General features: G+C 60.3%; 17 protein-coding genes and 1 pseudogene. 8 read left to right on the top strand and 10 right to left on the bottom strand.

The genetic code is table 11. The annotated features are described in order from the left end of the window. Window positions 1-13: 13 nt before the first annotated feature. Window positions 14-583, bottom strand: a complete 570-nt coding sequence (locus ASG55_RS13215) for a lipocalin family protein (protein WP_016772094.1) — start codon at window positions 581-583, stop codon at window positions 14-16. Window positions 584-612: 29 nt separating this feature from the next. Then, window positions 613-867: a hypothetical protein gene (locus ASG55_RS13210; RefSeq protein WP_016772095.1), complete on the bottom strand. Its 255-nt coding sequence runs from the start codon at window positions 865-867 to the stop codon at window positions 613-615. Window positions 868-1,097: 230 nt separating this feature from the next. Between ASG55_RS13210 and ASG55_RS27640 the strand changes: the two are divergent. Together ASG55_RS27640 and ASG55_RS27635 are read left to right on the top strand one after the other, a co-directional pair. Then, a pseudogene (locus ASG55_RS27640) lies at window positions 1,098-2,183 on the top strand (HAMP domain-containing protein); the annotation flags it as partial. A 93-nt stretch (window positions 2,184-2,276) separates the two neighbouring features. Further along, window positions 2,277-3,041: a methyl-accepting chemotaxis protein gene (locus tag ASG55_RS27635; RefSeq protein ID WP_371915145.1), complete on the top strand. Its 765-nt coding sequence runs from the start codon at window positions 2,277-2,279 to the stop codon at window positions 3,039-3,041. A gap of 107 nt (window positions 3,042-3,148) precedes the next feature. On the opposite strand, the gene ASG55_RS13200 is transcribed toward ASG55_RS27635, so the two are convergent. From ASG55_RS13200 to ASG55_RS13180, 5 genes are all read right to left on the bottom strand, one after another. Further along, window positions 3,149-3,751 carry a DUF924 family protein gene (locus tag ASG55_RS13200; RefSeq protein ID WP_056787260.1) on the bottom strand — a complete coding sequence of 201 codons (603 nt, stop codon included), beginning with the start codon at window positions 3,749-3,751 and terminating at the stop codon, window positions 3,149-3,151. 3 nt (window positions 3,752-3,754) lie between these two features. After that, window positions 3,755-4,765 (bottom strand): class 1 fructose-bisphosphatase, encoded by a 1,011-nt coding sequence (locus ASG55_RS13195; RefSeq protein WP_016772098.1) that lies wholly within the window; start codon window positions 4,763-4,765, stop codon window positions 3,755-3,757. A gap of 338 nt (window positions 4,766-5,103) precedes the next feature. Beyond that, a complete protein-coding gene (locus ASG55_RS13190) occupies window positions 5,104-6,468 on the bottom strand; it encodes a DUF3999 domain-containing protein (RefSeq protein WP_056787257.1) in 1,365 nt (454 codons plus the stop codon). Further along, on the bottom strand, window positions 6,465-10,046 hold the full coding sequence (locus tag ASG55_RS13185; RefSeq protein ID WP_056787253.1) for a DUF2339 domain-containing protein: 3,582 nt from the start codon (window positions 10,044-10,046) through the stop codon (window positions 6,465-6,467). Before ASG55_RS13185 ends, ASG55_RS13190 begins: the two co-directional genes overlap by 4 nt. A 251-nt stretch (window positions 10,047-10,297) precedes the next feature. Beyond that, entirely contained in the window at window positions 10,298-12,748 is a 2,451-nt protein-coding gene (locus ASG55_RS13180) for a glycogen/starch/alpha-glucan phosphorylase (protein WP_016772100.1), read from the bottom strand. A gap of 259 nt (window positions 12,749-13,007) precedes the next feature. Between ASG55_RS13180 and ASG55_RS13175 the strand changes: the two genes are divergently transcribed. Further along, window positions 13,008-13,445 carry a YkgJ family cysteine cluster protein gene (locus ASG55_RS13175; RefSeq protein ID WP_016772101.1) on the top strand — a complete coding sequence of 146 codons (438 nt, stop codon included), beginning with the start codon at window positions 13,008-13,010 and terminating at the stop codon, window positions 13,443-13,445. Window positions 13,446-13,658: 213 nt separating this feature from the next. On the opposite strand, the gene typA is transcribed toward ASG55_RS13175, so the two are convergent. Together typA and thiI are read right to left on the bottom strand one after the other, a co-directional pair. Next, on the bottom strand, window positions 13,659-15,479 hold the full coding sequence (typA, locus tag ASG55_RS13170) for a translational GTPase TypA (RefSeq protein WP_016772102.1): 1,821 nt from the start codon (window positions 15,477-15,479) through the stop codon (window positions 13,659-13,661). A gap of 139 nt (window positions 15,480-15,618) precedes the next feature. Then, window positions 15,619-17,073, bottom strand: a complete 1,455-nt coding sequence (thiI, locus tag ASG55_RS13165) for a tRNA uracil 4-sulfurtransferase ThiI (RefSeq protein WP_024011233.1) — start codon at window positions 17,071-17,073, stop codon at window positions 15,619-15,621. A 327-nt stretch (window positions 17,074-17,400) separates the two neighbouring features. Here thiI and glnA point away from each other — a divergent pair, with 327 nt between their 5' ends. The 5 genes from glnA to ntrC all read left to right on the top strand — a co-directional run bounded on the left by glnA (window position 17,401) and on the right by ntrC (window position 23,025). Further along, a complete protein-coding gene (glnA, locus tag ASG55_RS13160; RefSeq protein ID WP_016772104.1) occupies window positions 17,401-18,807 on the top strand; it encodes a type I glutamate--ammonia ligase in 1,407 nt (468 codons plus the stop codon). Between the two features lie 336 nt (window positions 18,808-19,143). Further along, complete coding sequence (locus tag ASG55_RS13155) at window positions 19,144-19,656, top strand: DUF4124 domain-containing protein (RefSeq protein ID WP_056787251.1); 513 nt, start codon at window positions 19,144-19,146, stop codon at window positions 19,654-19,656. Continuing rightward, window positions 19,653-20,276 (top strand): DUF4124 domain-containing protein, encoded by a 624-nt coding sequence (locus tag ASG55_RS13150; protein ID WP_056787249.1) that lies wholly within the window; start codon window positions 19,653-19,655, stop codon window positions 20,274-20,276. Before ASG55_RS13155 ends, ASG55_RS13150 begins: the two co-directional genes overlap by 4 nt. 230 nt (window positions 20,277-20,506) lie before the next feature. Next, entirely contained in the window at window positions 20,507-21,592 is a 1,086-nt protein-coding gene (glnL, locus tag ASG55_RS13145; protein ID WP_024011230.1) for a nitrogen regulation protein NR(II), read from the top strand. Beyond that, window positions 21,589-23,025 (top strand): nitrogen regulation protein NR(I), encoded by a 1,437-nt coding sequence (ntrC, locus tag ASG55_RS13140; protein ID WP_016772108.1) that lies wholly within the window; start codon window positions 21,589-21,591, stop codon window positions 23,023-23,025. Before glnL ends, ntrC begins: the two co-directional genes overlap by 4 nt. Window positions 23,026-23,635: 610 nt before the next feature. Here the strand turns inward: ntrC and ASG55_RS13135 are convergent. Next, window positions 23,636-26,107, bottom strand: a complete 2,472-nt coding sequence (locus ASG55_RS13135; RefSeq protein WP_056787247.1) for a leucine-rich repeat domain-containing protein — start codon at window positions 26,105-26,107, stop codon at window positions 23,636-23,638. Window positions 26,108-26,125: the final 18 nt, after the last annotated feature.

Genomic DNA, 26,125 nt, shown 5'->3' with positions numbered 1-26,125 from the left:
TTTGTATAGCGGCTTAATTGGATGTCTTGGCCATCTGCCGATCCGACGCCCGCCAGATCAGGCGTGTGGTGTCGTAACCCTGCTGACGCGCCTTGCTCAGCAATTCTTCACGCACTACACCGTTGACGGTCGGTGTGCGTGACAGCAGCCACAGGTACTTGCGACTCGGATCGCCGACGATGGCGGTCTTGTAATCGTCGCTGACGTACAACACCCAGTACTCGCCCTTCGCCACACCCGGCACCAGGCGCGAGAACCAGTTATCGAATTCGACCCAGAGCTTGTCGGTCTTGCCCGGCACTTGTGGATAAGCCGTGCCCTTGGCTTCTTCCCACTGCCACTCCGGAGTCAGGCAACGGTTGAGCACGCCGACATTACCGTCAGGCTTGAGGGTGTAATGGGCTTCGGATTGCGCGCAGTGGCGCTGGAAGTACATCGGCAAGCGTGCCAGTTCATACCAGGTGCCCTGATAACGCTTGAGATTGACGCTGTTGACGGTCTTGGGCGCCAACGGGTCGACGCCGGAAGTGGCGCAGCCAGCCAGTACCAGGCCAGCAAAAAGGATCAGCAATAACCGCTTCATTTTTTTCTCCGTGGGCGCGAAGCCCCGGTTTACTTCAGGCCTTGGCCGGAAAACATCAGCACTTTGTCACCGGCGTATTGCACGCTGATAAAGCTGTTCTTGTCGCCCCAGGTGCAGCTGGACATACCGAGCGCGCCCGAGCAATCGGTGGGCTTGCCGAGGAGGGTTTCCACTTCGGACTTGGCCATGCCGGCCGAGAGCTTGGAGTAGTTTTCCTGATTGACCTTGCTGCATGCGGCCAACAGCACGCAAAACGACAGCAGGGCGATAGATCGCAGCGACATGGTGAAACTCCTGGAACGAGGGGGGATGGCATGGTGCCAACCAGAAGCTTAGAAGAGAAAAGTGTCATCTGGTTCCGTGACCGAACGCCTATTTATCAGCCCGCCCGTCCGGCTTTTGTCGGTAAATCAAAAACTTTGTGAAGCCGTCGAGCATTTCGTCGACTTTCCCCACAAGCGCCTAATCTTTGGCGCGGCGCGGTCGAAATAAGAGCAGCGCAACGCTGCCGAATATGGCAAATTGCCGCCCTTTCCTGACCAGCCCCTTCGCGGTAGTTCATTCGATGACCAGAAACATGAAATTCAGCCACAAGATTTTGCTGGCTGCTGCCCTTGTGGTGGCCGTTGCGTTCGCCTGTTTCATCCTCTTCAACGACTATCGCCAGCGTCAGGCATTGAGCAGCAGCACCGAAGCGACCATGCAGGAACTGGGTAGCCTGACCACCAGCAACATCCAGACCTGGCTGGAAAGTCGCATTCAACTGCTGCAATCGCTGTCGCAGCAAGTCGCCGTCGACGGCAACGCGCCCGCCAGCCTCAAGCGCATCATCGACCTGCCCGCCTACACCGGCAATTTCCAGCTCAGCTATTTCGGTGGCGCTGACGGCGTGATGTTCTCGGTGCCGGCCGGCAACCGTGCGCCGGACTACGATCCACGCGCGCGCGGCTGGTACAAAGCGGCCAACAGCGCGCAGCAGACCATCGTCACCGAACCGTACATAGCCGCTTCGTCGGGCAAACTGGTGATCACCGTCGCCACCCCGGTGCAGCGTCAGGGCCAAATGCTCGGCGTGGCCGGTGCCGACATCGATCTGACCAGCGTCAGCGCGATCATCAACTCGCTGAACTTCGGCGGCCACGGTCATGCATTCATTGTCAGCGCCGAAGGGAAAATCCTGATTCACCCGGACAGCAAGCTGGTGCTCAAAACACTGGCCGAGGCTTATCCGAACGGTGCGCCCAAAGTCAGCCCGGGCCTGAAAGAAGTCGAGTTCGACGGCAAGACCCAGTTGATTTCCTTCACCCACGTCAACGGCGTGCCGTCGGCTGACTGGTACGTGGCGCTGGTGCTCGACAAAGACACCGCGTTCTCGATGCTCAGCGAATTCCGCACCTCGGCACTGATCGCCATGGTCATCGCCGTGCTGATCATCATCGGCCTGCTCGGCATGCTGATTCGCGTGCTGATGCAACCGCTGCTGACCATGGGCCGTGCGATGCATGACATCGCTGAAGGCGAAGGCGATCTGACCAAGCGTCTGGTGATTCACGGCAACGATGAATTCGGCGCATTGGGTACGTCGTTCAACCGCTTCGTCGAACGCATTCATACGTCGATCCGCGAAGTGTCCTCGGCCACCGGCCAGGTCAACGAAGTCGCCCTGCGTGTGGTCGCTGCCTCGAACTCGTCGATGTACAACTCCGACCAGCAGGCCAGCCGCACCAACAGCGTCGCCGCCGCGATCAATCAGCTCGGCGCCGCCGCTCAGGAAATCGCCCAGAACGCCGCCCTCGCCTCGCAGCATTCCAGCGATGCGCGCAGCCTCGCGGTCGACGGCCAGCAGGTGGTGGATAAAACCATCCACGCCATGCAACAACTGTCGGCGAAGATCAGCGATTCCTGCGGCAATATCGAAACGCTGAACAGCAACACGGTGAACATCGGCCAGATTCTCGAAGTGATCACCAGCATTTCCCAGCAGACCAACCTGCTCGCACTCAACGCCGCCATTGAAGCCGCGCGTGCCGGTGAGGCCGGACGCGGTTTCGCCGTGGTCGCCGACGAGGTGCGCAACCTCGCGCACCGCACCCAGGATTCGGCGCAGCAAGTGCAGAAGATGATCGAAGAGCTGCAGGTCGGCGCACGCCAGGCGGTGAGCATCATGACCGAGAGCCAACGCGAGAGCGAAAGCAGCGTCGGCATCGCCAACCAGGCCGGCGAGCGTCTGGGCAGCGTGACCCAGCGCATCGGCGAAATCGACGGCATGAACCAGTCGGTGGCCACCGCGACTGAAGAGCAGACTGCTGTGGTCGAGTCGATCAACGTTGATATCAACGAGATCAACACGCTGAATCAGGAAGGCGTGGAAAACTTGCAGGCGACGTTGCGCGCGTGTTCGGACCTTGAGCAGCAGGCGGCGCGGTTGAAGCATCTGGTCGGCAGCTTCAGGATCTAAGCTGCAGCCTCAGGCCTCTTCGCGAGCAGGCTCGCTCCCACAGTGGAATGCATTTCAATTGTGGGAGCGAGCCTGCTCGCGAAAGCGGCATAAGCCGCACTGAAGATTCAGAATCTTGAGCCGGGCCTGGACAGAAACTCCAATTCCTCAGCCGTAGACTCCCGCCCCAACACCGCATTCCGATGCGGAAATCGGCCAAACCGGGCAATCACCTTCTGATGCCGCTCGGCATAGTCCAGGTTATCGGCAAACACCGCCCGCTCCGACTCTGGCTGTTCAGCCACCAATTCAATAAATCTGGAAACGGCTTCATTCTGCACCGCGAGGTTTTCGCAGTGTTCGAACACCAGATAAATGAACACACGCTGAATCGGTTTCAACTGCCGATCAAAATCCGCTGCAATGCCTTGGGCGACAAGCTTCTGTGCGCGCAGATCACCGGAAAATGCTTTGGGGGTGTCGCGATAGATCATGCGTGGCAGTTGATCAAGCAACAGCACCACCGCCAGCCAGCCTTCGGGACATTGCGTCCACTCAGTCAATTCGCCGGCCAGGGCCTGATCGACAAAGACCCCGAAACGCGTCTGCGCTTCGAGGTCCTGGCTGTTTCGCTTGCCGAACCACAACTTGCCCTTTTCGGCCGCCACTTCGTTCGCTGATTCGGCGTGTCCGAACCACCAGTCGAGCAACGGCTGCCAGGGCGCGTGCATGGTTTATTCCTTGTGGTAGGCCGTGGCGCGGGCGACTTCTTCTTTCGAACCGAGGAACACTGCAACGCGCTGGTGCAGGCCTTCCGGCTGGATGTCGAGAATGCGCTGGTGACCGTCGGTGGACGCGCCGCCGGCTTGTTCGACGAGGAACGACATCGGGTTAGCTTCGTACATCAAGCGCAGCTTGCCCGGTTTGGACGGCTCGCGGCTGTCGCGCGGGTACATGAACAGACCGCCGCGGGTCAAGATGCGGTGTACGTCGGCAACCATCGCCGCGACCCAACGCATGTTGTAGTTCTTCTTCAACGGGCCTTCTTCACCAGCCAGCAGCTCGCCGACATAGCGCTGCACCGGGGCTTCCCAGTGGCGCTGGTTGGACATGTTGATGGCGAATTCCTGGGTGGTTTCCGGGATGGTGATGTCTTCGTGAGTCAGGACGAAGCTGCCCATTTCGCGGTCCAGGGTGAAGCCTTTGACGCCGTCGCCCAGGGTCAGCACCAGCATGGTCTGCGGGCCGTAGATGGCGTAACCGGCGGCCACTTGCTGGGTGCCTGGCTGCAGGAACGCTTTTTCGTTCAGCGGCTCGTTCTGGCTCAGGTACTCGTTCGGGCAACGCAGTACCGAGAAGATCGTGCCGACCGGGGCATTGATGTCGATGTTCGACGAGCCGTCCAGTGGGTCGAACACCAGCAGGTACGCGCCTTTCGGGTATTTGCCCGGGATCTGGTAGGCGTTGTCCATTTCTTCGGACGCCATGCCGGCCAGGTGACCGCCCCATTCGTTGGCTTCGAGCAGGATCTCGTTAGAGATCACGTCGAGCTTCTTCTGCACTTCGCCTTGCACGTTCTCGGTGCCCATGCTGCCCAGAACACCACCCAGGGCGCCTTTGGACACGGCGTGGCTGATCTCCTTGCAGGCACGCGCTACCACTTCGATCAAAAAGCGCAGATCGGCAGGAGTGTTGTTGCTGCGGGTCTGCTCAATCAAATAGCGACTCAAGGTAACGCGGGACATGGACGGCTCCGGTGGAATGGGGGGCGGAAAACCCGCGCAGTTTACAGGGAGTCTGAAAACCTAGCGAGCGAAGACGCCGGCTAACGTGCGCCTGGGTGTATTTGCCTGTATGAGACGTGATTGTCGGTGGAGAGTTCAGGTGTCGGGTTGAGCGTAGTTGGAAATGGGGCGGGTGGTGATTGAGTGATAGCGGCAGTTTGATGATTTTGTTGTTTGACCGGCCGCCATCGCTGGCAAGCCAGCTCCCACAGGATGTGTGGTGTACACAAAATATGTGAACGACCGAGATCACTGTGGGAGCTGGCTTGCCAGCGATTGGCGCGCAGCGCCGGCCATGCTCAGGTATTGGCTGGCGGTTTGCGCAACAGGCTGAACGCCATCGCCCCGAGAAACACCACACTGAGCAGCAACACTGCCCACAAGCCGAACTTCTTCCAGTTGGTCCCGGCCACCGCAGCCGTCGTCGCCGTTGAGGTTTGCGTGGCCACTGCTTCGTCCTGCACCGTCGCCTTGCCCAGGTTCGCCAGCTTTTCTGGCTTGAAATCCGGAATCAACGTTGCCAGCGGCAGGTTCGCCGTTTTCACCGTGGCATTGCCCAAGGCCAGGCTGTACGGCCCTTCGCCCCGGGCGAGGAAGATCACCTGCGTGGCGCGCACCGCGTATTTCAGGTCCGGCGCCTGCTCACCCAGACCGCCGCCGCGCTCATCCACGGTCAGCTTGAGTTGCTGCACGGTCTGCCCGGACAGCGGGATTTCGTTCTGGACCACGTCCTGATTGTTCTGGCTCAGGCGATACAGCAAACCGCTGCTCAGTGGCTGCCACGGCAAGTTGCTCTCGCGCCGGCCGGCCAACGTGACCGGCGCCAGACTGTTCGGCTGTTTCAGCTCGATCTGCACCCGCTCGACATTCAGCCCCATCGGCAACTGCCAGATGTATTCCCCGGACTTGGTGCTGCTGCCGGCCACGCTGGGCGACCAGACCAAAGGCAGCGGCAGGTTGCGCGGGTCGCTGCTTTTCAATTGCGCCGACGTCAGGACGGGCGCCGAACCCGGCGACTCCCACAGCAGGCGCACATAGCGCGCGGTCTGCCCCGGCAGGGTCACTTCGTGCTGTTCGATGCGCTCATCGGAAAAGGTCAGCCGTGCCACCTGGCCCTCGCCCCATGACTGCCAGTGCTGCAGATCGTCGCTGGCCTCGATGCTGAAACGCTGGAAACCGTCGCGCTCGCTGGTCCAGTCGAGGATCAACTGCTGCAACGGTGCCTTGATCGCACTGGCATCGAGCAGCCAGCCGCGCAGCACTTCTTCGCCCGCCTCCAGTTGCGAGGACGGTTGCACTTCGACCAGGGTGCCGTTGGTGGTCGACTGCACGCGCACATTCGGCGCGCGCTCGCTGGCGTCGGCGGCGTTGTACAGCGGGAACCATTTGACCTCGTGCAGCTTGCCGTCGTCGCGGGTCTGCGCCGATTCGCGAGCCAAGGCGTAGGCCTGCGCTTCGCCGGCGGCGTTGAACACACGCAGGTCGCTGAGATCGGTCTGGCGCGCCTGCAATTGCGCGCTCAGCGGCAAGTCGAGGCGATACCACGGGCCATTGCCGCTCACCGTCAACGGCACTTGCGTGGCGAAGTCCGCCGGTTTTTCCTGAGCGCCAGCGACCATCACCACGCCCAGCGCCAACCAACCCAGATTCAGCATGCGACTCAAGATGCAACTCCTTCGGTTTCCGGCGCGGGTTTGTCCGCCGCCGGTTCAGCCTCGACGCGTTTGGGTGGCAGCGGCGCAAAGTAGCCGACCACCAGCAGCAACACGCCAACGCCGATAAACGAGACGATCCGGGCGAGGCCACCACGGTTGCTCAGTTCGACAAAAATCAGCTTGGCCACCACCAGCGCGATCAGCGCCGCGCCGATCAGCCAGACTTCGCGGCGATGGCGCAGATGGCCGCCGATCATCAGCCCCAGCGCCATCAACGTCCAGACGATCGACAGGCCGGCCTGCACCAGCATCGACGCGAGCAGTTGATCAAGCTCGAACGGGATGCCGGCCCAGTGATGCGCGGCGCGGGTGACCAGTGCGGTGCAGAAGGCAAACAGCGACACACCGGCGATCAGTTGCGTAGCCTTGTCGGCATGATCCTGACGGATCGACAGCTGCGCGACGGCGCTGCGCGACCAGGCATAAACGCCGAACAGCGCAAACAGCAGACCCAGCTCCAATGGGTTGAGCAGCGGCACGTAAGGCAATGGTTCGGCATTGCCATCGCTGACGCCATTGGCCAGCCAGAACCACGCCAGCATCAGCACCGCCAGCGGTGCCGCCGCATACAAGCGGTACTCCCGAGCAAATGCGGCCACCGGCCACGGCCAGTTGCGCGGTGCAGCCATCAGCAACAGATAGAGGCTCGGCAGAATCGCCCAGCCCAGCCAGCGCCACGCGTTGTACTGCTCAGACAACAACAGCAGGCCGTAACGCAACTCCAGCGCCAGCACCCCAATCAACAGCCAGCAACCGAACACATGGGCCGCGCTCAATGCGCGCGCCGGCAACAGCGAAGCCAAGCGGCACAGGCTGAAGAAGTGCACCGCGAACAGCGCCGGCCACGCCAGCCAGCCGAAGTCGGCGGCCGGGTGGTAGCGCGAATGCCAAGCGCCGAGCAAAACCAGCGCCGCCGCCGGAATCAGTAAGGTGCAGAGCAACCCCAGCGCCGGCCATTTCAGACGCAGCGACAACAGCGTCCACAGCGCAACACTGATCGCAGCGACCAGCAGCAACAATGTGCCTTGCAGGTTCGGCGAAGCGAATCGCAGGATCTCGCTGACCCACGCCAGCGTCCACCAACCGGCGCCCCAGATCAGCAGCACTTGCGACAAGCGCTGCAAACTCAAGGCATCAAAAGCCGTGGCATGGTTGCCCAATTGCAAGCGCCACGCGCCGATCAGCGCGGCCAGCCCCAGCACCTGTGGCGTCCAGAAGCCGCCATGGGCCAACGGTTTCAACTCTTCGCTAGACAGCGACCCGAGCCATTCGGGGCCGGCGAGCAGAAACGCTGCGCCGCCGATCACCTGCAACAGCAGGCCGAAAACGAAACTCAGACGCTGTTGCAGGTACAGGCTCAGCCAGATGATCAGCAAACCGCTGGCCGCCCACACCGCGCTCGCGGTTTGCCACGGCAGCACGAACAGCACCGCCAGATTGATCAGCACCAACCCCGCCAGCAACACCACCGACAAGCCGCGCAGCAGACGCGCATCAGCGCGCACCATCTCATCGCGAGCCGCGAGCAGCATGCCGCCAATCAAGGCCAGTCCGATCAAGGACGCACTGAGCAAACCGCTCCAGCCAGCGCTGAACACCGCCGCCGAATCTTCACCGGCAGTTTGCAGGCGCAGCAGGAACAACGCGCCGCCCAGCAACTGCACGGCGAACGCGGTAAACAGGAATGTGCGTGATTGAATCCGCAGCCCCACGAACAAAGTCGCCAACCCGGCCAAGGCCCAACTGATTGCCGTGCCCTGGATGAACAGGAACAACGGTGCCAGCAGATAAAGGAACGTCAGGCCCAGACACGCCAGCAGCGGCAGGCCTTGCCTTTCCCACGGCGAGGTCTGCTCGGGCGTAGCCTTGCGCAGTTGAAGGAAACTGAACAGCAGCGCGGCGCCAAGCATCAGCGCGCCCAGCGGTGCGCCGTCGAGCAGGCTGCTCTCGCCGGGCTGCAACTGGCTGAGAAATGCCAGCGCCGAGCCCAGTTGCAGCAGTAAGGCAAAGGCCCGGGCAAACGGTCGATGCTGACGCAAGCCGAGCCAGAAAATCCCCGCGCCTTCCACGGCCCACGCCGCAGACGTCCAGCGCGCATCGAGCCCCAGCGGAATCGCCAGGCTGGCAAAAATCACCCCCAGCGCCAGGCAGGTTTCGCCCAGCAGCATCGCGCGCCCGCCCATCAAAACTTTGGCCAGCGTCATATAGATCATGCCCAGCGCCAACGCACTGAACGCCGCCGCAAATTCCAGGTGCTCTACCAAGGCGAACTGCAAACCGAAGCCAATGATCGGCGGGCCGAACAGCATGGTGCCGTCGACATAATCACCCTTGCGGGCCGACCATTGCAGCAACGCCTCACGGTCAGCGTCCGGCGGGGCATCCGCCATTTCGCGCAATTTACGCCGGGCGAACAGCAGGCCGATGGCGAGGTACATCAGGAAAAAAACAATCAGAAATGGCTCAGTGCTCCACAGCAGTTCCGGCGTGTAGGAACGCAGCCCCCAGGCGAAACCGATACCGAAGGTCCCGACGAAGCCGATCAGGTTGAGCAGGCGCCAGGCCTTGAACCAGGCGATGGAGAGAATGCCGGCGTTGAGCAAAGCGAAATAACTGAACAGTGCGACGTGATTGCCTTCGCCTGTAGACGTCAGAATCGGCGCGGCGAAACCGCCCAACGCTGCCGCTGCGGCCAACCCCAGTGCATCCTGAGTGATCGCCAGAATGGCCGAGAACACCGTCACCGCGACCAGCAAACCGAGTGCAGCGGACGGATCAAGCAACGGATGCAGACGCATCGCCGCAAACACCGTCAGGTACAACACCGCGATCCCGGTGCCTTGCAGCATCAATGCATAGTTGCTGTTGCGTCGGCGCAACCACCAGCCCAGCGCAAGCAGAGCCAACGCCGCTGCCGCGACGCCGGTGTAACGCAACTCGATCGGCACCACCATGCCTTCGGTGGCGTAACGCAGTAAAAATGCCAGACCGAAAAACAGCAGCACCACACCGACGCGCAGCACGGTGTTGCCGCCAAACAGCCAGTTGCGCGCAGCGCTGATGCCGCGCTCGATCAGGTTCGGGCCACGGGGTTCGGCGGGTTTTTGCGTTGGTGCAACGGGAGCCGGTTCGGCGCGCCAGACATCGGCCGGCAGCGACTGGCTGGTTTCGCGGGCGACGGCGGAGATCGGTTCGAGTTCGGGGGGCAGTTCCCAGATCAGCTCAGGGGTCGGGGCAGCCTGCTCAGCCACGTCGACGGGTGCGGCGACTGGCTCGGCTTCAGGTGGCGGCGCGGGCGCATGCGAGGGCGAACCTTCCAGCACAAACAGCCGCTGGGCCACGCCTTGCAAGGCTTCGCGCACCTGCTCGAGTTGACGCTGTTGCTCCGCCGCCCGCGAGCCGAGGCGCGCAATGCGTAGCGCCTGGCCGATGACCAGCCCCAGCAGCGCACCCAACAGCGCGCCGCTGAATGACTCGTCGAGCAGTCCACCGAGCACCAGCCCGATCAACATGAACATCCATTGCATGGTCGATATCCCTAAGCAGCCCCGGGGCGGGGCGAGTCCGGCGATCGCTTCAGTCTAGGCACAAACCGTGTGGGAGCGAGCCTGCTCGCGAAGGCGGATTGTCAGCCAACATTTCTGTTTAAGTCGACGATCGCTTCGCGAGCAGGCTCGCTCCTACAGGGTACGGCGGTGATTGATGCCTATTAACCGGCGCTCAGTATATCGATCCGGCCCAACAAACGTTGGGCCTTGCGCAGATTTGTCGGGGAAAGTTACTCCAGCGCTTTCCAGATATCCGTGGCGTACTCGCGAATCGTCCGGTCGGAAGAGAACCAGCCCATCCGCGAGGTGTTGAGCACCGCCGAACGCCACCAGTTCTGCGAGTCGTGCCAGTGCGCATCGACACGCTTCTGCGCTTCCCAGTAGGAGTCGAAATCGGCGCAGACCAGAAAGCGGTCATAGTCGATCAACGAGTCGATCAGGCCGGTATAACGCGAGGTATCGTCCGGCGAGAACACACCGCTGCGAATCGCCTGCAGCACATCGTTCAAACGATGGGAGGCGGCGATGTCGGGTACGGCGCTGAACTCGTGGTTCTGCTTGCGCGCTTCAACCTGTTGCGCACTGAGACCGAAGATGAACATGTGCTCGGCACCGATGCGCTCGCACATTTCCACGTTGGCACCGTCGAGGGTGCCGATGGTCAGCGCGCCGTTGAGGCCGAACTTCATGTTACTGGTGCCCGACGCCTCGAAACCGGCGGTGGAAATCTGCTCGGACAAGTCCGCCGCCGGGATGATGCTTTCAGCCAGGCTGACGTTGTAGTTGGGCAGGAACACCACTTTCAGCAGGCCGCGCACAGTCGGATCATTGTTCACCACCCGAGCGATGTCATTGGTCAGCTTGATGATCAGCTTGGCCTGGTGATAACTCGCCGCCGCTTTACCGGCAAAGATCTTCACCCGTGGCACCCAGTCGACTTCCGGCTCGGCACGAATCGCCTGGTACAACGCCACGGTGTGCATCAGGTTGAGCAACTGACGCTTGTATTCGTGGATACGTTTGACCTGCACGTCGAACATCGCCGCCGGGTTGACCGCGATCCCGAGGCGCTCGTGAATCAGATAGGCCAGCGCCTTCTTGCTGTGCAAACGCTGCTCGGCGAAGGCTTTGCGGAACGCGGTTTTCTCGGCGAACGGCTCGAGTTCGAGCAGGCGCTCTTCAGGATGATCGAGCAGGTCCGGGCCGAGGGCATCGACCAGCATCGAAGTCAGTTCCGGGTTGGCCTGATACAGCCAGCGGCGGAAGGTGATGCCGTTGGTTTTGTTGTTGATCCGCTCAGGGTAGAGCTTGTGCAGTTCGGCGAATACGGTTTTGCGCATCAGCTGCGTATGCAGACCGGACACGCCGTTGACGCTGTGCGAACCGAGGAACGCGAGGTTGCCCATGCGCACCCGGCGGCCGTTGTCTTCTTCGATCAGCGACACCGCGCGCAACACGTCGAAGTCATGAATGCCCTTGGCCCGCAACGAATCGATGTGCTGTGCGTTGATCAGGTAAATGATCTGCATGTGCCTTGGCAGCATGCGTTCCATCAGCCCGACCGGCCAGGTTTCCAGTGCTTCCGGCAGCAGCGTGTGGTTGGTGTACGACAGCGTGTCGACGGTGACTTGCCATGCTGCGTCCCACGCGACGTCGTAGACGTCGACCAGTTGGCGCATCAGCTCGGCCACTGCAATCGAGGGGTGAGTGTCGTTGAGCTGGATCGCCGCGTGATCACCGAGGGTCAGCACCGAGGTGTGCATGTTGCGGTGACGGCGCAGCAGATCCTGCAGCGAAGCGGCGACGAAGAAGTATTCCTGACGCAGGCGCAGCTCTTGCCCGGCTTCGGTGCTGTCGGCCGGATAAAGGACGCGGGAGATACTCTCGGCGCGGGCCACTTCCGCCACGGCGCCCAGGTGGTCACCGGCGTTGAAGCGCTCCAGGTGCAGATCTTCCATGGCGCGGGCACGCCACAGACGCAGGGTGTTGACGCTCGCCCCGCGCCAGCCGACCACCGGCGTGTCATAAGCAATTGCGCGCACGGTTTCCGCTGGCGACCAGACCTGACGAGTCTTGCCGGAGGCATCGGTGACGGTTTCGACGCTGCCGCCGAAGCCGATCGGGTACGCCACTTCCGGCCGTTCAAATTCCCAAGGGTTGCCGAAATCCAGCCAGTGTTCGGTCTGTTCCTGTTGCCAGCCATCGACAATCGCCTGACGAAACAAGCCATGCTCATAACGAATGCCATAGCCATGGCCGGCGATGCCGAGGGTCGACATGCTTTCCATGAAGCACGCCGCGAGACGACCGAGGCCGCCATTGCCCAGCGCTGCATCGGGCTCCAGCAGACGAATGCGTTCCAGATCAACGCCCAGTTCGGTCAGCGCTTCACGGGCGACGTCGAGCAGGCCGAGGTTGCTCAGGCTGTCGTAGAGCAAACGGCCGATGAGAAATTCCAGCGAGAGGTAATAAACCCGCTTCTGGCCTTTGCGGTAGATCTGCCGGGTGTGATCCATCCAGTGTTCGACCATGTGATCACGCGCGGCCAGGGCAATGGCTTCGAACCAGTCATGGTCGAAGGCATGATCGGGGTCTTTGCCCACGGCGTAGGTGAGTTTGGTCAGGACGGCGTCGCGGAACGCGGCCACCTCTGCTTCGCGAACTAGTGGTTCTTGAGTCATCAACAGGACCTCGAGCGAGCGGGAATTTTCTGAGCCTAGACGGTCTGACCGGCGGTAACGGCTCTGGTTCGGCAGTATTTGCCCGGACTGTGCACCAGTCCGACATAACCCTGGCGGATGAGCCAATGAATGCAGGGGCCGTGCCGTCCTGTCGGGCAATTTGCAGTCGTTGCGAAAATATCCGGCGAAAGGTTGTTCAAAATTCCACCGCTCCCGGTATGATCGCGCGCCCTGATGCATACACACCTGGTAACTCCCGATGATGAAGCCCAACCTGATCGCCGCCGCCGAGATTGATCGTCTCGATACGTGGGCCAAATACTCGGCGCCGATGTGCGGCTCGTGCATGTCCAGCTGCTGCACGCTGCCGGTCGAAGTGAAGATCAAGGATCTGGTGCGCATCGGCGTCGTCGACGAGTTCGAACTGGGCGATCCGCCAAAGAACATCGCCAAGCGTCTGCAAAAGGAAGGTCTGGTCGAGCGCTTCAATCAGAAGTCGGGGATCTTCACCCTGCAGCGCATGAGCAACAACGACTGCTATTACCTGGATCGTAAAACGCGCCTGTGCACCATTTATGACAAGCGCCCGGACACCTGCCGCAACCACCCGAAGATCGGGCCGCGGCCGGGGTATTGCGCTTATAAGCCGAAAGAAGTCGAGCGGGTGCAAAATTTCCGGGCCATCGACAAATTTTGATCGGCCTTGAGATTTTCAGCGGCTAACCGGCCGGCATCGCTGGCAAGCCAGCTCCCACAATGATTGTGGTCGAACACATATTTTATATACGACCCAAAACCCTGTGGGAGCTGGCTTGCCAGCGATGGGGCCAGCACAAATATCGCTAAACGCCAGACAAACAAAAACGCCCCCGGTCTCGCGACCGGGGGCGTTTTCTATTCCAGGGCTAGATTACGCCTTGGCTTTCTTGGCAGCGCGGGTACGCTCGCTTTCGTCGAGGATCTTCTTGCGAAGACGGATCGACTTAGGAGTGACTTCGCACAGCTCGTCTTCCTGGATGTATTCCAGAGCCTGTTCCAGGGTGAAGCGAACAGGTGGAACCAGAGCGATGGTTTCGTCTTTACCCGAAGCACGCATGTTGTCGAGCTTCTTGCCTTTGGTTGGGTTGACACCCAGGTCGTTGTCGCGGCTGTTCTGACCAACGATCTGACCGTTGTAGATCTCCTGGCCGTGTTCTACGAACAGCTTGCCACGGGCCTGCAGGGTTTCCAGCGAGTAGGTCAGAGCCTTGCCGGTTTCAACCGAAACCAGAACGCCGTTCTGACGGCCGGACATGTGGCCCGACTTCACTGGAGCGTAACGGTCGAAGATCGAGGTCAGGATGCCAGCACCGTTGGTCAGGGTCAGGAACTGGTTACGGAAACCGATCAGACCGCGAGCAGGGATGTTGTATTCCAGACGAACACGGCCCTTGCCATCCGGCACCATGTTGCTCAGGTCGCCCTTACGCAGACCCATCTCTTCCATGACCTTGCCCTGGGATTCTTCAGGGATGTCGATGGTGACGTTTTCGAACGGTTCCTGCTTCACGCCGTCGACTTCACGGATGATCACTTCAGGACGGCCCAGGGCCAGCTCGAAGCCTTCGCGACGCATGGTTTCGATCAGTACCGAGAGGTGCAGCTCACCACGGCCGGAAACCTTGAACTTGTCAGCGGAGTCGCCTTCTTCAACGCGCAGTGCAACGTTGTACAGCAGCTCTTTGTCCAGACGATCCTTGATGTTACGGGAGGTCACGAACTTGCCTTCTTTACCGCAGAATGGCGAGTCGTTTACCTGGAAGGTCATGGAAACGGTTGGCTCGTCAACGGTCAGCGGCTTCATCGCCTCGACGGTGTTGATATCGCACAGAGTGTCCGAGATGAACAGCTCGTCGAAGCCGCTGATGCAGACGATGTCGCCAGCTGCTGCTTCGTCAACGTCGATGCGGTGCAGACCGTGGTGACCCATCAGCTTCAGGATACGACCGTTGCGACGCTTGCCGTCGGCGCTGATAGCGACAACCGGGGTGTTCGGCTTGACGCGACCACGGGCGATACGGCCAACACCGATAACACCCAGGAAGCTGTTGTAGTCCAGAGCGGAGATCTGCATCTGGAACGGACCGTCACGGTCAACGGCCGGAGGCGGAACGTGGTCGACTACTGCCTGGTACAGCGGAGTCATGTCTTCCGCCATGGCGGTGTGGTCCAGACCGGCAATACCGTTCAGGGCCGAAGCGTAAACAACCTGGAAGTCCAGTTGTTCTTCGGTCGCACCGAGGTTGTCGAACAGATCGAAGATCTGGTCCAGAACCCAGTCCGGACGCGCGCCTGGACGGTCAACCTTGTTGATGACCACGATTGGACGCAGGCCGGCTTCGAAAGCCTTCTTGGTCACGAAACGGGTTTGCGGCATAGGGCCGTCTTGAGCGTCAACCAGCAGCAGAACGGAGTCGACCATCGACATTACGCGTTCAACTTCGCCGCCGAAGTCGGCGTGGCCCGGGGTGTCCACGATGTTGATGTGGTAGCCGTTCCAGTTGATGGCGGTGTTCTTCGCCAGAATGGTAATACCGCGCTCTTTTTCCTGGTCGTTGGAGTCCATCACGCGCTCGTCGTTGAGCTCGTTGCGCTCCAGGGTGCCGGATTGACGCAGGAGTTTGTCTACCAGGGTGGTTTTACCGTGGTCAACGTGGGCAATGATGGCGATGTTGCGTAGATTTTCGATCACTTGTGTATCTCGATCAGAGGATTCGGTTTGCTGACAAGTCATGGCAGCGATTAGCAGTAGTGTCCGGCATGGCCGTTACAGCTTGACGGCGGTGTCGGGGGGCCGGTGACGCAGGCCACAGGCAAACAGCCCCGGGCACTTAGCTCGGTCGATAAACGCGCACATTGGCATGCCCCTCACTGAGCAAATGGTGGGCATGCAGGCGACTCATCACGCCTTTGTCGCAATACAGCAGGTACTGGCGAGTAGGGTCCAGTTCCTTGAAACGTGCGTTCACTGCATAGAACGGCATCGTCTGTACCTCTATGCCGGCGAGCTCCAGCGGGTCATCCTCGGCGGCATCCGGGTGGCGGATGTCGATGACGATCTGACCGGCCAGCGCTTCGCTGACTTCTTCAATTTGCAAATCCTGGCCCAACTCGTCGATTACCCGATCGATCGGCACCAGTTTGGCGTTGGCGAGCGCACGCTCGAGTACCGCCATGTCGAATTCTTTCTCTTCGTGCTCAACCCGGCCACGCTTGGCGGCGGTCTTGGGGTTGACCGAAATCACGCCGCAGTATTCCGGCATGTGCCGGGCGAAATCGGCGGTGCCGATCTCGTTGGCGGTGTCGATGATGTCCTGCTTGTGCGCGACGATCAGCGGCCGCAGCACCAGCTTGTCGGTCACGCAGTCGATCACCGACAGGTTCGGCAGCGTCTGGCTCGACACCTGGGAGATCGCTTCACCGGTCACCAGTGCATCGATGTGCAGGCGTTCGGCGATCTCGGACGAGGCGCGCAACATCATACGCTTCAAAACCACGCCCATATGACTGTTATCGACTTTGCCGAGAATTTCGCCCAGCACTTCCTCGAACGGCACACTGACAAATAGCACGCGTTGCGAGCTGCCGTACTTCTTCCAGATGAAGTGCGCGACTTCCATCACGCCCAATTCGTGGGCACGCCCGCCGAGATTAAAGAAGCAGAAGTGCGCCATCAGGCCGCGACGCATGATCTGGTAAGCCGCCACGGTCGAATCGAAGCCGCCGGACATCAATACCAGCGTCTGCTCCAACGCGCCGAGCGGGTAGCCGCCGATGCCGTTGTGCTGGCTGTGAATCACGAACAACCGTTTGTCGCGAACTTCGATACGGACTTCGATTTGCGGTGCTTTAAGGTCGATTCCGGCCGCACCGCACTCACGACGCAGCTTGCTGCCGACGTATTTTTCCACGTCCATCGAGCTGAAGGCATGCTTGCCTGCGCGCTTGCAGCGCACCGAGAAAATCTTCCCGGCCAGTGCATCGCCGTAGTGCTGTTTGCACTTTTCGGTGATGTCGTCGAAATCGCCCAGCGGGTACTCGTCGATCTGCAGAAAATGCGCGATACCCGGCATGCAGGTCAGGCGTTCGCCCATCTCTTTCAAGGCTTTGGGGTCGGTAACGCGGGTTTCCAGCTCGAGATTGTCCCACACGCCGTTCACCACCACGGCCGGGTCCAGGTCACGGAGCACGGTGCGGATGTTCTTGGCCAACTGGCGGATGAATTTCGTCCGGACAGGTCGGCTTTTGATGGTGATCTCGGGGAAGACTTTTACGATAAGTTTCATGAAAACAGCGCGCGAACGGCCAGCCGAAAAAGGGGGGCGCGGATTATAGCGGAAATTGCTCAAGGTTTAACCAGTTAATGTGCAGAAGGTTTTGCTTGCACCAAAACAGGTCATTTCTGAATTTAAACGCAACATTAAGGGGCGGGATTTGTCGATTCAGTACCTCGCACGCCTTAATAAGCGTGAATTTGGGGCAAAAAACCCATGCTGGGGCACTGGCATGCAATTTGCTCCCTTGTGAGGCAGGTTGCCTTGGCAGAGTATTCGCGCCGGCATCACCATTATTAAGGGCATCCACTACCCGCCCTAATTCACCCGGAGGACACTATGTCGAAGTCGGTTCAACTCATCAAAGATCATGACGTCAAGTGGATTGATCTGCGCTTCACGGACACCAAAGGCACTCAGCACCACGTGACCATGCCGGCTCGCGATGCGCTGGATGACGACTTCTTCGAAGTCGGCAAGATGTTCGACGGTTCCTCCATCTCCGGCTGGAAAGGCATCGAAGCCTCCGACATGATCCTGATGCCGGTCGACGAAACGGCCGTGCTCGATCCGTTCACCGAAGACCCAACCCTGATTCTGGTGTGCGACATCATCGAGCCTTCGAGCATGCAGGGCTACGATCGCGACCCACGTGCGATCGCCAAGCGCGCCGAAGAGCACCTGAAAGCCACCGGTATCGGTGACACCGTATTCGCCGGTCCGGAGCCTGAGTTCTTCATCTTTGACTCGGTGAAATTCAAGTCGGACATCTCCGGCTCGATGTTCAAGATCTACTCCGAGCAAGGTTCGTGGATGTCCGACCAGGACATCGAAGGCGGCAACAAGGGCCACCGTCCAGGCGTGAAAGGTGGCTACTTCCCGGTTCCACCATTCGACCACGACCACGAAATCCGTACCGCCATGTGCAACGCACTGGAAGAAATGGGTCAGTCGGTTGAAGTTCACCACCACGAAGTGGCGACTGCCGGCCAGAACGAAATCGGCGTCAAGTTCAACACCCTGGTGAAGAAGGCCGACGAAGTTCAGACCCTGAAATACGTTGTGCACAACGTTGCCGACGCTTACGGCCGCACCGCGACCTTCATGCCGAAGCCACTGTACGGCGACAACGGTTCGGGCATGCACGTACACATGTCGATCTGGAAAGACGGCAAGAACACCTTCGCAGGTGAAGGCTATGCCGGCCTGTCCGATACCGCTCTGTACTTCATCGGCGGCATCATCAAGCACGGTAAGGCCCTGAACGGCTTCACCAACCCGGCGACCAACTCCTACAAGCGTCTGGTGCCAGGCTTCGAAGCTCCGGTAATGCTGGCCTACTCGGCGCGCAACCGTTCCGCTTCGATCCGTATTCCTTACGTGTCGAGCCCGAAAGCCCGCCGTATCGAAGCACGCTTCCCGGATCCGGCTGCCAACCCGTACCTGGCCTTCGCAGCACTGCTGATGGCCGGTCTGGACGGTATCCAGAACAAGATCCACCCAGGCGATGCCGCCGACAAGAACCTGTACGACCTGCCGCCTGAAGAGGCGAAAGAGATTCCACAGGTTTGCGGCAGCCTGAAAGAAGCCCTGGAAGAGCTGGACAAGGGCCGCGCGTTCCTGACCAAGGGCGGCGTGTTCTCCGACGACTTCATCGACGCTTACATCGCGCTGAAATCGGAAGAAGAAATCAAGGTTCGCACCTTCGTACACCCACTGGAATATGAGCTGTACTACAGCTGCTGATCCGGTAGCGCTGCGTAAAGCGGCGTGACAAAAGAGGCCTCCTTCGGGAGGCCTTTTTTATTGCCCGGCGCAACGCATTTTCCATGTGGGAGCGAGCCTGCTCGCGAAGGCGGTGGGTCATGGATCGTTTGATCGTTCCCACGCTCCGCGTGGGATGCAGCCCGTGACGCTCTGCGTCACTGGACGCGGAGCGTCCCAGGAGGCATTCCCACGCAGAGCATGGGAACGATCCATGTTTTGGCTACCAGTCTTTTCAATTCCAGTTATTAACGGTTTTGGCCAACCGCCCCACCTGTCCTATGCTGCTACCCATCGCTTCCAATCCCGGTCGATTTCATGGGTCGCACGTTTCTCTACATTCTGCTGCTGATCGCCCTGCCCGCCGCCGCGCAGATCTACAAGTACACCGACGCCAACGGCAACACGGCGTACAGCAATCAGCCGCCGGACGGCGTGCAGGCGCAACCGGTCGAGCTGCCGCCGCTCAATCGGGTCGAGCCGCAAGCACCGAGCGCGCCGCAATCACCCACCGCAGAACAACCGCAACCACCGCGCAACGCCTATGAAATCCTCGAACTCGCCGGTCTGCCCACTGACGAGGCGCTGCGCGCCAACAACGGCACCTTTACGGTCAATGTCCTGATCAAACCGCGCCTGCAATCGCCGCATCAACTGAGACTGGTGCTGGACGACGAGCCCTATGGCCAGCCGAGCAACGTACCGGTTTTGCAGTTGGTGAACATTGATCGCGGCGAGCATCGCCTGGCCGTGCAGGTGATCGACGGCCAGACCGTCATTCAGCAGAGCCCGCCAGCCGTCTTCACCGTGCAACGGGTGCATACACCATGATCCGCGCGGGGCTGGTACTCGTCCTGGCACTGATGTCGATGTGCACCTCGGCGGAGGTCTTCACCTATCTCGACGCGCAGGGCAACCGCGTCTATACCGACCAGCCACGCGCCAACGCCAAGCGAGTGCCGATCGCGACGAGCAATCGCATGGCTGTCCCTGCCAACACCGCAGCACCGATCACCACAGCGAAAAAATCCGCCGAACCAGCGCCCTTTCACTACGACATGCTGCGCATTCTGATCCCGGAGCCTGATGCCACTCTGCGCAGCAGCGCCGGCGAGCTGATCGTCAGCGTCACCAGCGAGCCCGGCCTGCAAAGCGGCCATCGTTATCGCCTGCTGCTGGATGGCAAGGCCACTGGCGAGCCCGGCGTCAGCCCGGTATTTGCGCTGAGCAATATCGATCGCGGCAGCCACAGCCTTTCGATCGAAATCCTCGACGCCGCCGGGCGTACCGTGGAACGCACCGCCAATCAGCCGTTCCACATGCTGCGGATTTCCCTGGCGCAGAAACGCCAGGTCAAACCCTGCGTTGCCGACGACTATGGCGTGCGCCCGGAATGTCCGCTCAAGGACAAACCTGAAGAGCCGAAAAATCCATTCCTGCGCTTCTTTTAACCTCCGCCAGCCGCGCGCACTCTATTGGTGCACTAAACTGCATCTCGCCCACAACCCAACCCATTTTGGTTCGAAACTTCCCGTTTGAGCTGGCTTCGTGCCATACAAACGCGCGTCAAACGCCTGTTTCAGGGCTTAAACGCTTCTTTTCGGAGCCTTGGTTTGGTTTTTGCATTTTCCCGACATCAGCGCTTTGTTCTCGCGCACGCCTTGCTCCAAAAGGGGTCCAGATGACCATAAGCGACGCTATTCACCGTTTGCTGCTCGACAACCTGACCACGGCGACCATCCTGCTCGACGCCGAACTGCGCCTGGAGTACATGAACCCGGCGGCGGAGATGCTGTTGGCCGTCAGCGGTCAGCGCAGCCACGGCCAGTTCATCAGCGAGCTGTTCACCGAATCCCCCGAGGCGCTCAATTCCCTGCGTCAGGCCGTGGAGCAGGCGCACCCTTTCACCAAGCGTGAAGCGATGCTCACCGCCCTCACCGGCCAGACGCTGACCGTGGATTACGCGGTCACGCCAATCCTCAGCAACGGCGAGACTTTGCTTTTGCTTGAAGTGCACCCGCGTGATCGCCTGTTGCGCATCACCAAGGAAGAGGCGCAGCTGTCCAAGCAGGAAACCAGCAAGATGCTGGTGCGCGGCCTCGCCCACGAGATCAAGAACCCTCTTGGCGGCATCCGTGGCGCAGCGCAATTGCTCGCCCGCGAGCTTCCGGAGGAAAGCCTGCGCGATTACACCAATGTGATCATCGAAGAGGCCGACCGCCTGCGCAATCTGGTCGATCGCATGCTCGGCTCGAACAAACTGCCGTCGCTGGCCATGTGCAACGTCCACGAAGTGCTCGAACGCGTCTGCCATCTGGTCGAAGCCGAAAGCCAGGGCTGCATCACCCTGGTGCGTGATTACGACCCGAGCATTCCCGACGTATTGATCGACCGCGAGCAAATGATTCAGGCGGTGTTGAACATCGTGCGCAACGCGATGCAGGCGATCAGCAGCCAGAACGAGCTGCGCCTGGGCCGCATCAGCCTGCGCACCCGCGCCATGCGCCAGTTCACCATCGGCCACATCCGCCATCGTCTGGTGACCAAGATCGAGATCATCGACAACGGTCCCGGCATTCCGGCGGAACTGCAGGAAACCATTTTCTTTCCCATGGTCAGCGGCCGCCCGGACGGTACCGGGCTGGGTCTGGCCATTACCCAGAACATCATCAGTCAGCACCAGGGCCTGATCGAGTGTGAGAGCCATCCAGGCCACACCACCTTCTCGATCTTCCTGCCACTGGAACAAGGAGCCACATCGACATGAGCCGTAGTGAAACCGTGTGGATCGTCGATGACGACCGTTCTATCCGTTGGGTCCTGGAAAAAGCCTTGCAGCAGGAAGGCATGACCACCCAGAGCTTCGACAGCGCCGATGGCGTGATGAGTCGTCTCGCCCGGCAGCAGCCGGACGTGATCATTTCCGATATCCGCATGCCGGGCGCCAGTGGCCTGGATCTGCTGGCGCGGATTCGCGAACAGCACCCACGGCTGCCGGTCATCATCATGACCGCTCACTCCGATCTGGACAGCGCTGTCGCCTCCTATCAGGGCGGTGCTTTCGAGTACCTGCCCAAGCCATTCGACGTCGATGAGGCGGTATCGCTGGTCAAACGCGCCAACCAGCATGCGCAGGAACAGCAAGGCCTGGAGGTTGTGCCGGCGCTGACCCGCACCCCGGAAATCATCGGCGAAGCGCCGGCGATGCAGGAAGTGTTTCGCGCCATCGGGCGCCTGAGCCACTCCAACATCACCGTGCTGATCAACGGCGAATCCGGTACCGGTAAAGAACTGGTGGCCCACGCCCTGCACCGCCACAGCCCACGCGCGGCCTCGCCGTTCATTGCCCTGAACATGGCGGCGATCCCCAAGGATCTGATGGAATCCGAGCTGTTCGGCCACGAGAAAGGCGCGTTCACCGGCGCGGCGAATTTGCGTCGCGGTCGTTTTGAACAGGCGGACGGCGGCACGCTGTTTCTCGATGAAATCGGCGACATGCCGGCGGACACCCAGACGCGTCTGTTGCGCGTGCTGGCCGATGGCGAGTTCTACCGCGTCGGCGGCCATGTACCGGTCAAGGTGGATGTACGCATCATCGCCGCGACCCACCAGAATCTCGAAACACTTGTCCACGCCGGCAAATTCCGTGAGGACTTGTTCCACCGCCTGAACGTGATCCGCATCCACATCCCGCGCCTGTCGGATCGTCGCGAAGATATTCCAACCCTGGCCCGGCACTTCCTCAGCCGCGCCGCGCAGGAACTGGCGGTGGAGCCCAAGCTGCTGAAAAGCGAGACCGAGGAATACCTGAAAAACCTGCCTTGGCCAGGCAACGTGCGTCAACTGGAGAACACCTGCCGCTGGATCACCGTCATGGCCTCTGGTCGCGAAGTGCACATCAGTGACCTGCCGCCGGAACTGCTCAACCTGCCGCAGGATTCGGCGCCAGTGACCAACTGGGAACAGGCCCTGCGCCAATGGGCCGATCAGGCCCTGGCCCGTGGCCAGTCGAGCCTGCTCGACAGCGCAGTGCCGGCGTTCGAGCGGATCATGATCGAGACGGCACTGAAGCACACCGCAGGACGTCGGCGTGATGCGGCAGTGCTGTTGGGTTGGGGGCGGAACACCCTGACGCGCAAGATCAAGGAACTGGGGATGAAGGTTGATGGTGGGGATGATGATGAGGGGGAAGAGGGTTAACGCTTAAGGGTTGCCGTGTACTCAGGATCGATCCCCCTCACCCCAGCCCTCTCCCGGGGGAAGGGAGCAATCTCGGGTGGTTTCGAGGCCTGGGTTCGGCTCGGTATCTCAGGTCGGCGTAACTTGACCGGGCAACTCGGTCAGTCCCCTCTCCCTTGGGGGAGGGTCAGGGTGAGGGCCACCGTGCACCGCATCAATGCACGATGACCCGTGATCGCGCAGAGCCCGATTCTCATCGCCCAGTTCCGCAGTGCCGAAAAACCCAGACTTGAAATAAGCGAAAGCCCCGTATTCCGGGGCTTTCGCGTTTTCGAAGCATTTTTTGTTACAGCAAATCAAAACCTGGCACGCCGCCTGCAATATCTATCTCAGGTGATTCGATTCACCACCCGTTTCGGGGACCTTGGTACAGGCAGGCCGGGGATTCCCCTCTTTACACCGGGCTCACAGCGCAAAGCAGCGAGCCCACCGTTTTGGGATCCTTGGTACAGGCAGGCCGGGGGTTCCCTCTTTACACCGGGCTGACGCTGCAAGCGAAGCCCATGCTTTTGGGAACCCTGATACAGGCAGGTCAGGGATTCCCGCTTTTACACCGCAATGCGTCCCGCCCTTATTCGAACCTGGGGCGCTCGGGCACATGATGTGGGGGCTGGTTTTGCCATGTCGGGTCAAACCTCCTTACTTCCTCCTCCAGCCTGTCCAGCATTTTCCCCGGGCTGGGTTCAGTAGACGCAATGTTCAGCAAACTTTCTTGCTCACCTACGCTGGCCTTTTGGAAGCTTTCAATAAACGACCAGAACCGGCGCTGCAAAAGCAGACGCTCAACCTGAAATTCCGGCGTACGCACCAGATTTCTGAGTTGTTTGATCATTGCGGGGTTCGCTTGAAGGACAAATGAATCCCACAGGGCAGACTTTTCAGCGCGTTGCGTTTGGGGGACATGGTGCAGCCATGGACTGTCCGCCAAATCAGCCTCGATTCTCCCCAGCCACAGATCGGTACCCGTCTGCCGACGTGCAGCTATCAATCGTCGAAGAGAAGCGGGGTCGGCAATCGGACTGCCAGTCAGGTCAAACCCTTTTCTCAGCTCAATGGTTTCGGGAATGGCTCTGATCGCGGTATAGGCCAGATTCAAACGTGTCCTGGGAATATCGGATGTCACGCCGTCCGGGAATTCTCTTATACGAGTTCGGTGGAGATCGACTTCCCGCAACGCCGTCATTCCCCGCAGTGAGGGCGCCACAGCCAGCCGACTTTCCGACAAATTCAATATCTCCAGCCGCGACGGACCGTTCTGCAAACCAAGCCCGGGCGGCGGCGAGGTTATGAACGTATTGGCCAGATTCAACTCTCGCAATCCGGACATGCGAGTCACATCAGGTGCTTCTGTCAAATCGGGATTATGGTACAGGTCAAGCACCTCCAACCGTGACGCCACGGGCCATTGATCCAGCCCGACAGGGGGACGACTCAAACCACAGGAACGTGCGCGCAAGACCCGCAACTCGCTCATGCCACGCACTGAAAAAAGCGGCCAGATACTGCAGTGCGTCAGGCTCAACTCCCGCAAACGGGTCAATCGCGTGAAATGCTCAAGGCCGTCCGACGGGAGCCATAGTCTGGCTTCCTGCATCGTCAGGACTTTCAACGCCGGGAGTTTATCGATTTCGGCCAACAGTTCATGACACTTGCCATTGAATCTGCGGATTTCGAGGGTTTCAATGTGGGAAAGCATCGAGAACAATTTTCCCAGACTTTTCGAAGGACTTCCTTCCAGGCCTAGAGATACGACGGATCTGAGCGGAACGGAACAACCCGGTAGCGCCAGATTGCGCCGACTTCCCAAGTCGAGCTCCAGCTTGAAACCGACCAGCCGCCCGTCGCGGTAGACTTTTTCCGAATGCTCTCCCTGCCATTTGAACAACCGACGCACGTTGGCCCCTATTGCCAGCCGGCGCCTGCGTTCGGCAATGTCCTGGCCTTTGTAACCCGTCTCCCAGGCAGTGATCTCACGGTTCAATCGAGGAAACTCCAGCTCAAGCCGCTTGAGTTCGACTTCTGCCACACCCGCTTCCCCATACCTTGCGATGAAATCATCGGCATGTTGATCCGTCGCATCAGCAAAATAGCGTCTGACCAGTGCCCGTGTGGTCGCAACCAGAACCGGCGGCTGTCCCCCGGAGGGACCTGCGCCGGTGAGCCAGGGGCGGTGAAAGTTGAACGGGTTGGCAGGTACTTGAGCAGCGCCATCCATCCCACCGCGCAAACCTGTGAGGATGCAAACCCAGGTGTTCTGCTCGCTGCGGGTGATCGCCAGGGTTTCACCGCCCAGGCTGGCGCGGTAAATGTTCACGCTGTCGGCAGCGACGGGATCGTTGGGTTTGACCAGGCGCCAAACCCTGTATTCCGGGCGGGAGGCATCCAGATCCTGCATCACCTGATACGCCTGCTCATGGATGACCACATAGAGTTTGCCATCGTGACGTATCACGCCGTCGCTGCCCGATTGTGCGCCACTGACATCCAGCCCGGCATGAAAGCCATCCAGGCTTTGGGCGGTCAGGGGGTTGGTGCGGGTGCTGAAGTCGCTGTGCGGATGCCAGATGCCGCTTTCGCTATCGCGCAACATCCATGGGCCGGAAGGGTACAACTCGCCGGGATGTCGAGCGCGATACCATCCCGTATCCGGATCAGCTGCGACGAGAACGAGGCCACTGCCAGGGACGTCAACATAACGGCGATTTTTGTACAGCCTGAAGCCTTCGCCATCAGCGTCAGGCAATTCGGTGGTTGATGTTATCCGGTAAGTCTCCAGCGACCGGTGTATCACAGGAGAAATGGCAGCAACCTCCGGTGCCGGGCGAACCTCGACCACCGGCGCCGGCAGGATCGTATTCGGGCCTGCGTCGTCGCCAGGTTTGGTGCTAAGCGACTTCAGATCATCGAGACCAGCCCAGGGGACCGTGCCATCGCGGACGGGCATATCCGCCGCTGTGAAATCCTTGTCCGAGCTTCGCTTCGGGAAGGTGTGGACATCCGTATCAACATGGGTGCTGCCCCCGCGAGGTGGTTTTACTGACATGTTTTTTCATCCTTGAAA

This window comes from Pseudomonas sp. Leaf434 (genome assembly GCF_001425545.1).
GTDB lineage: Bacteria > Pseudomonadota > Gammaproteobacteria > Pseudomonadales > Pseudomonadaceae > Aquipseudomonas > Aquipseudomonas siliginis.
This window is presented reverse-complemented; position numbering and strand designations above follow the sequence as displayed.

Bases quoted from the DNA above. Each gene is read 5' to 3' on its own strand.
- thiI (WP_024011233.1), bottom strand. From the start codon at position 17,073: ATGAAACTTATCGTAAAAGTCTTCCCCGAGATCACCATCAAAAGCCGA.
- ASG55_RS13195 (WP_016772098.1), bottom strand. From the start codon at position 4,765: ATGTCCCGCGTTACCTTGAGTCGCTATTTGATTGAGCAGACCCGCAGC.
- glnL (WP_024011230.1), top strand. From the start codon at position 20,507: ATGACCATAAGCGACGCTATTCACCGTTTGCTGCTCGACAACCTGACC.
- ASG55_RS13155 (WP_056787251.1), top strand. From the start codon at position 19,144: ATGGGTCGCACGTTTCTCTACATTCTGCTGCTGATCGCCCTGCCCGCC.
- ASG55_RS13200 (WP_056787260.1), bottom strand. From the start codon at position 3,751: ATGCACGCGCCCTGGCAGCCGTTGCTCGACTGGTGGTTCGGACACGCC.
- ASG55_RS27635 (WP_371915145.1), top strand. From the start codon at position 2,277: ATGTACAACTCCGACCAGCAGGCCAGCCGCACCAACAGCGTCGCCGCC.
- ASG55_RS13135 (WP_056787247.1), bottom strand. From the start codon at position 26,107: ATGTCAGTAAAACCACCTCGCGGGGGCAGCACCCATGTTGATACGGAT.
- ASG55_RS13185 (WP_056787253.1), bottom strand. From the start codon at position 10,046: ATGCAATGGATGTTCATGTTGATCGGGCTGGTGCTCGGTGGACTGCTC.
- glnA (WP_016772104.1), top strand. From the start codon at position 17,401: ATGTCGAAGTCGGTTCAACTCATCAAAGATCATGACGTCAAGTGGATT.
- ASG55_RS13215 (WP_016772094.1), bottom strand. From the start codon at position 583: ATGAAGCGGTTATTGCTGATCCTTTTTGCTGGCCTGGTACTGGCTGGC.
- ASG55_RS13180 (WP_016772100.1), bottom strand. From the start codon at position 12,748: ATGACTCAAGAACCACTAGTTCGCGAAGCAGAGGTGGCCGCGTTCCGC.
- ntrC (WP_016772108.1), top strand. From the start codon at position 21,589: ATGAGCCGTAGTGAAACCGTGTGGATCGTCGATGACGACCGTTCTATC.
- ASG55_RS13175 (WP_016772101.1), top strand. From the start codon at position 13,008: ATGATGAAGCCCAACCTGATCGCCGCCGCCGAGATTGATCGTCTCGAT.
- ASG55_RS13150 (WP_056787249.1), top strand. From the start codon at position 19,653: ATGATCCGCGCGGGGCTGGTACTCGTCCTGGCACTGATGTCGATGTGC.
- ASG55_RS13210 (WP_016772095.1), bottom strand. From the start codon at position 867: ATGTCGCTGCGATCTATCGCCCTGCTGTCGTTTTGCGTGCTGTTGGCC.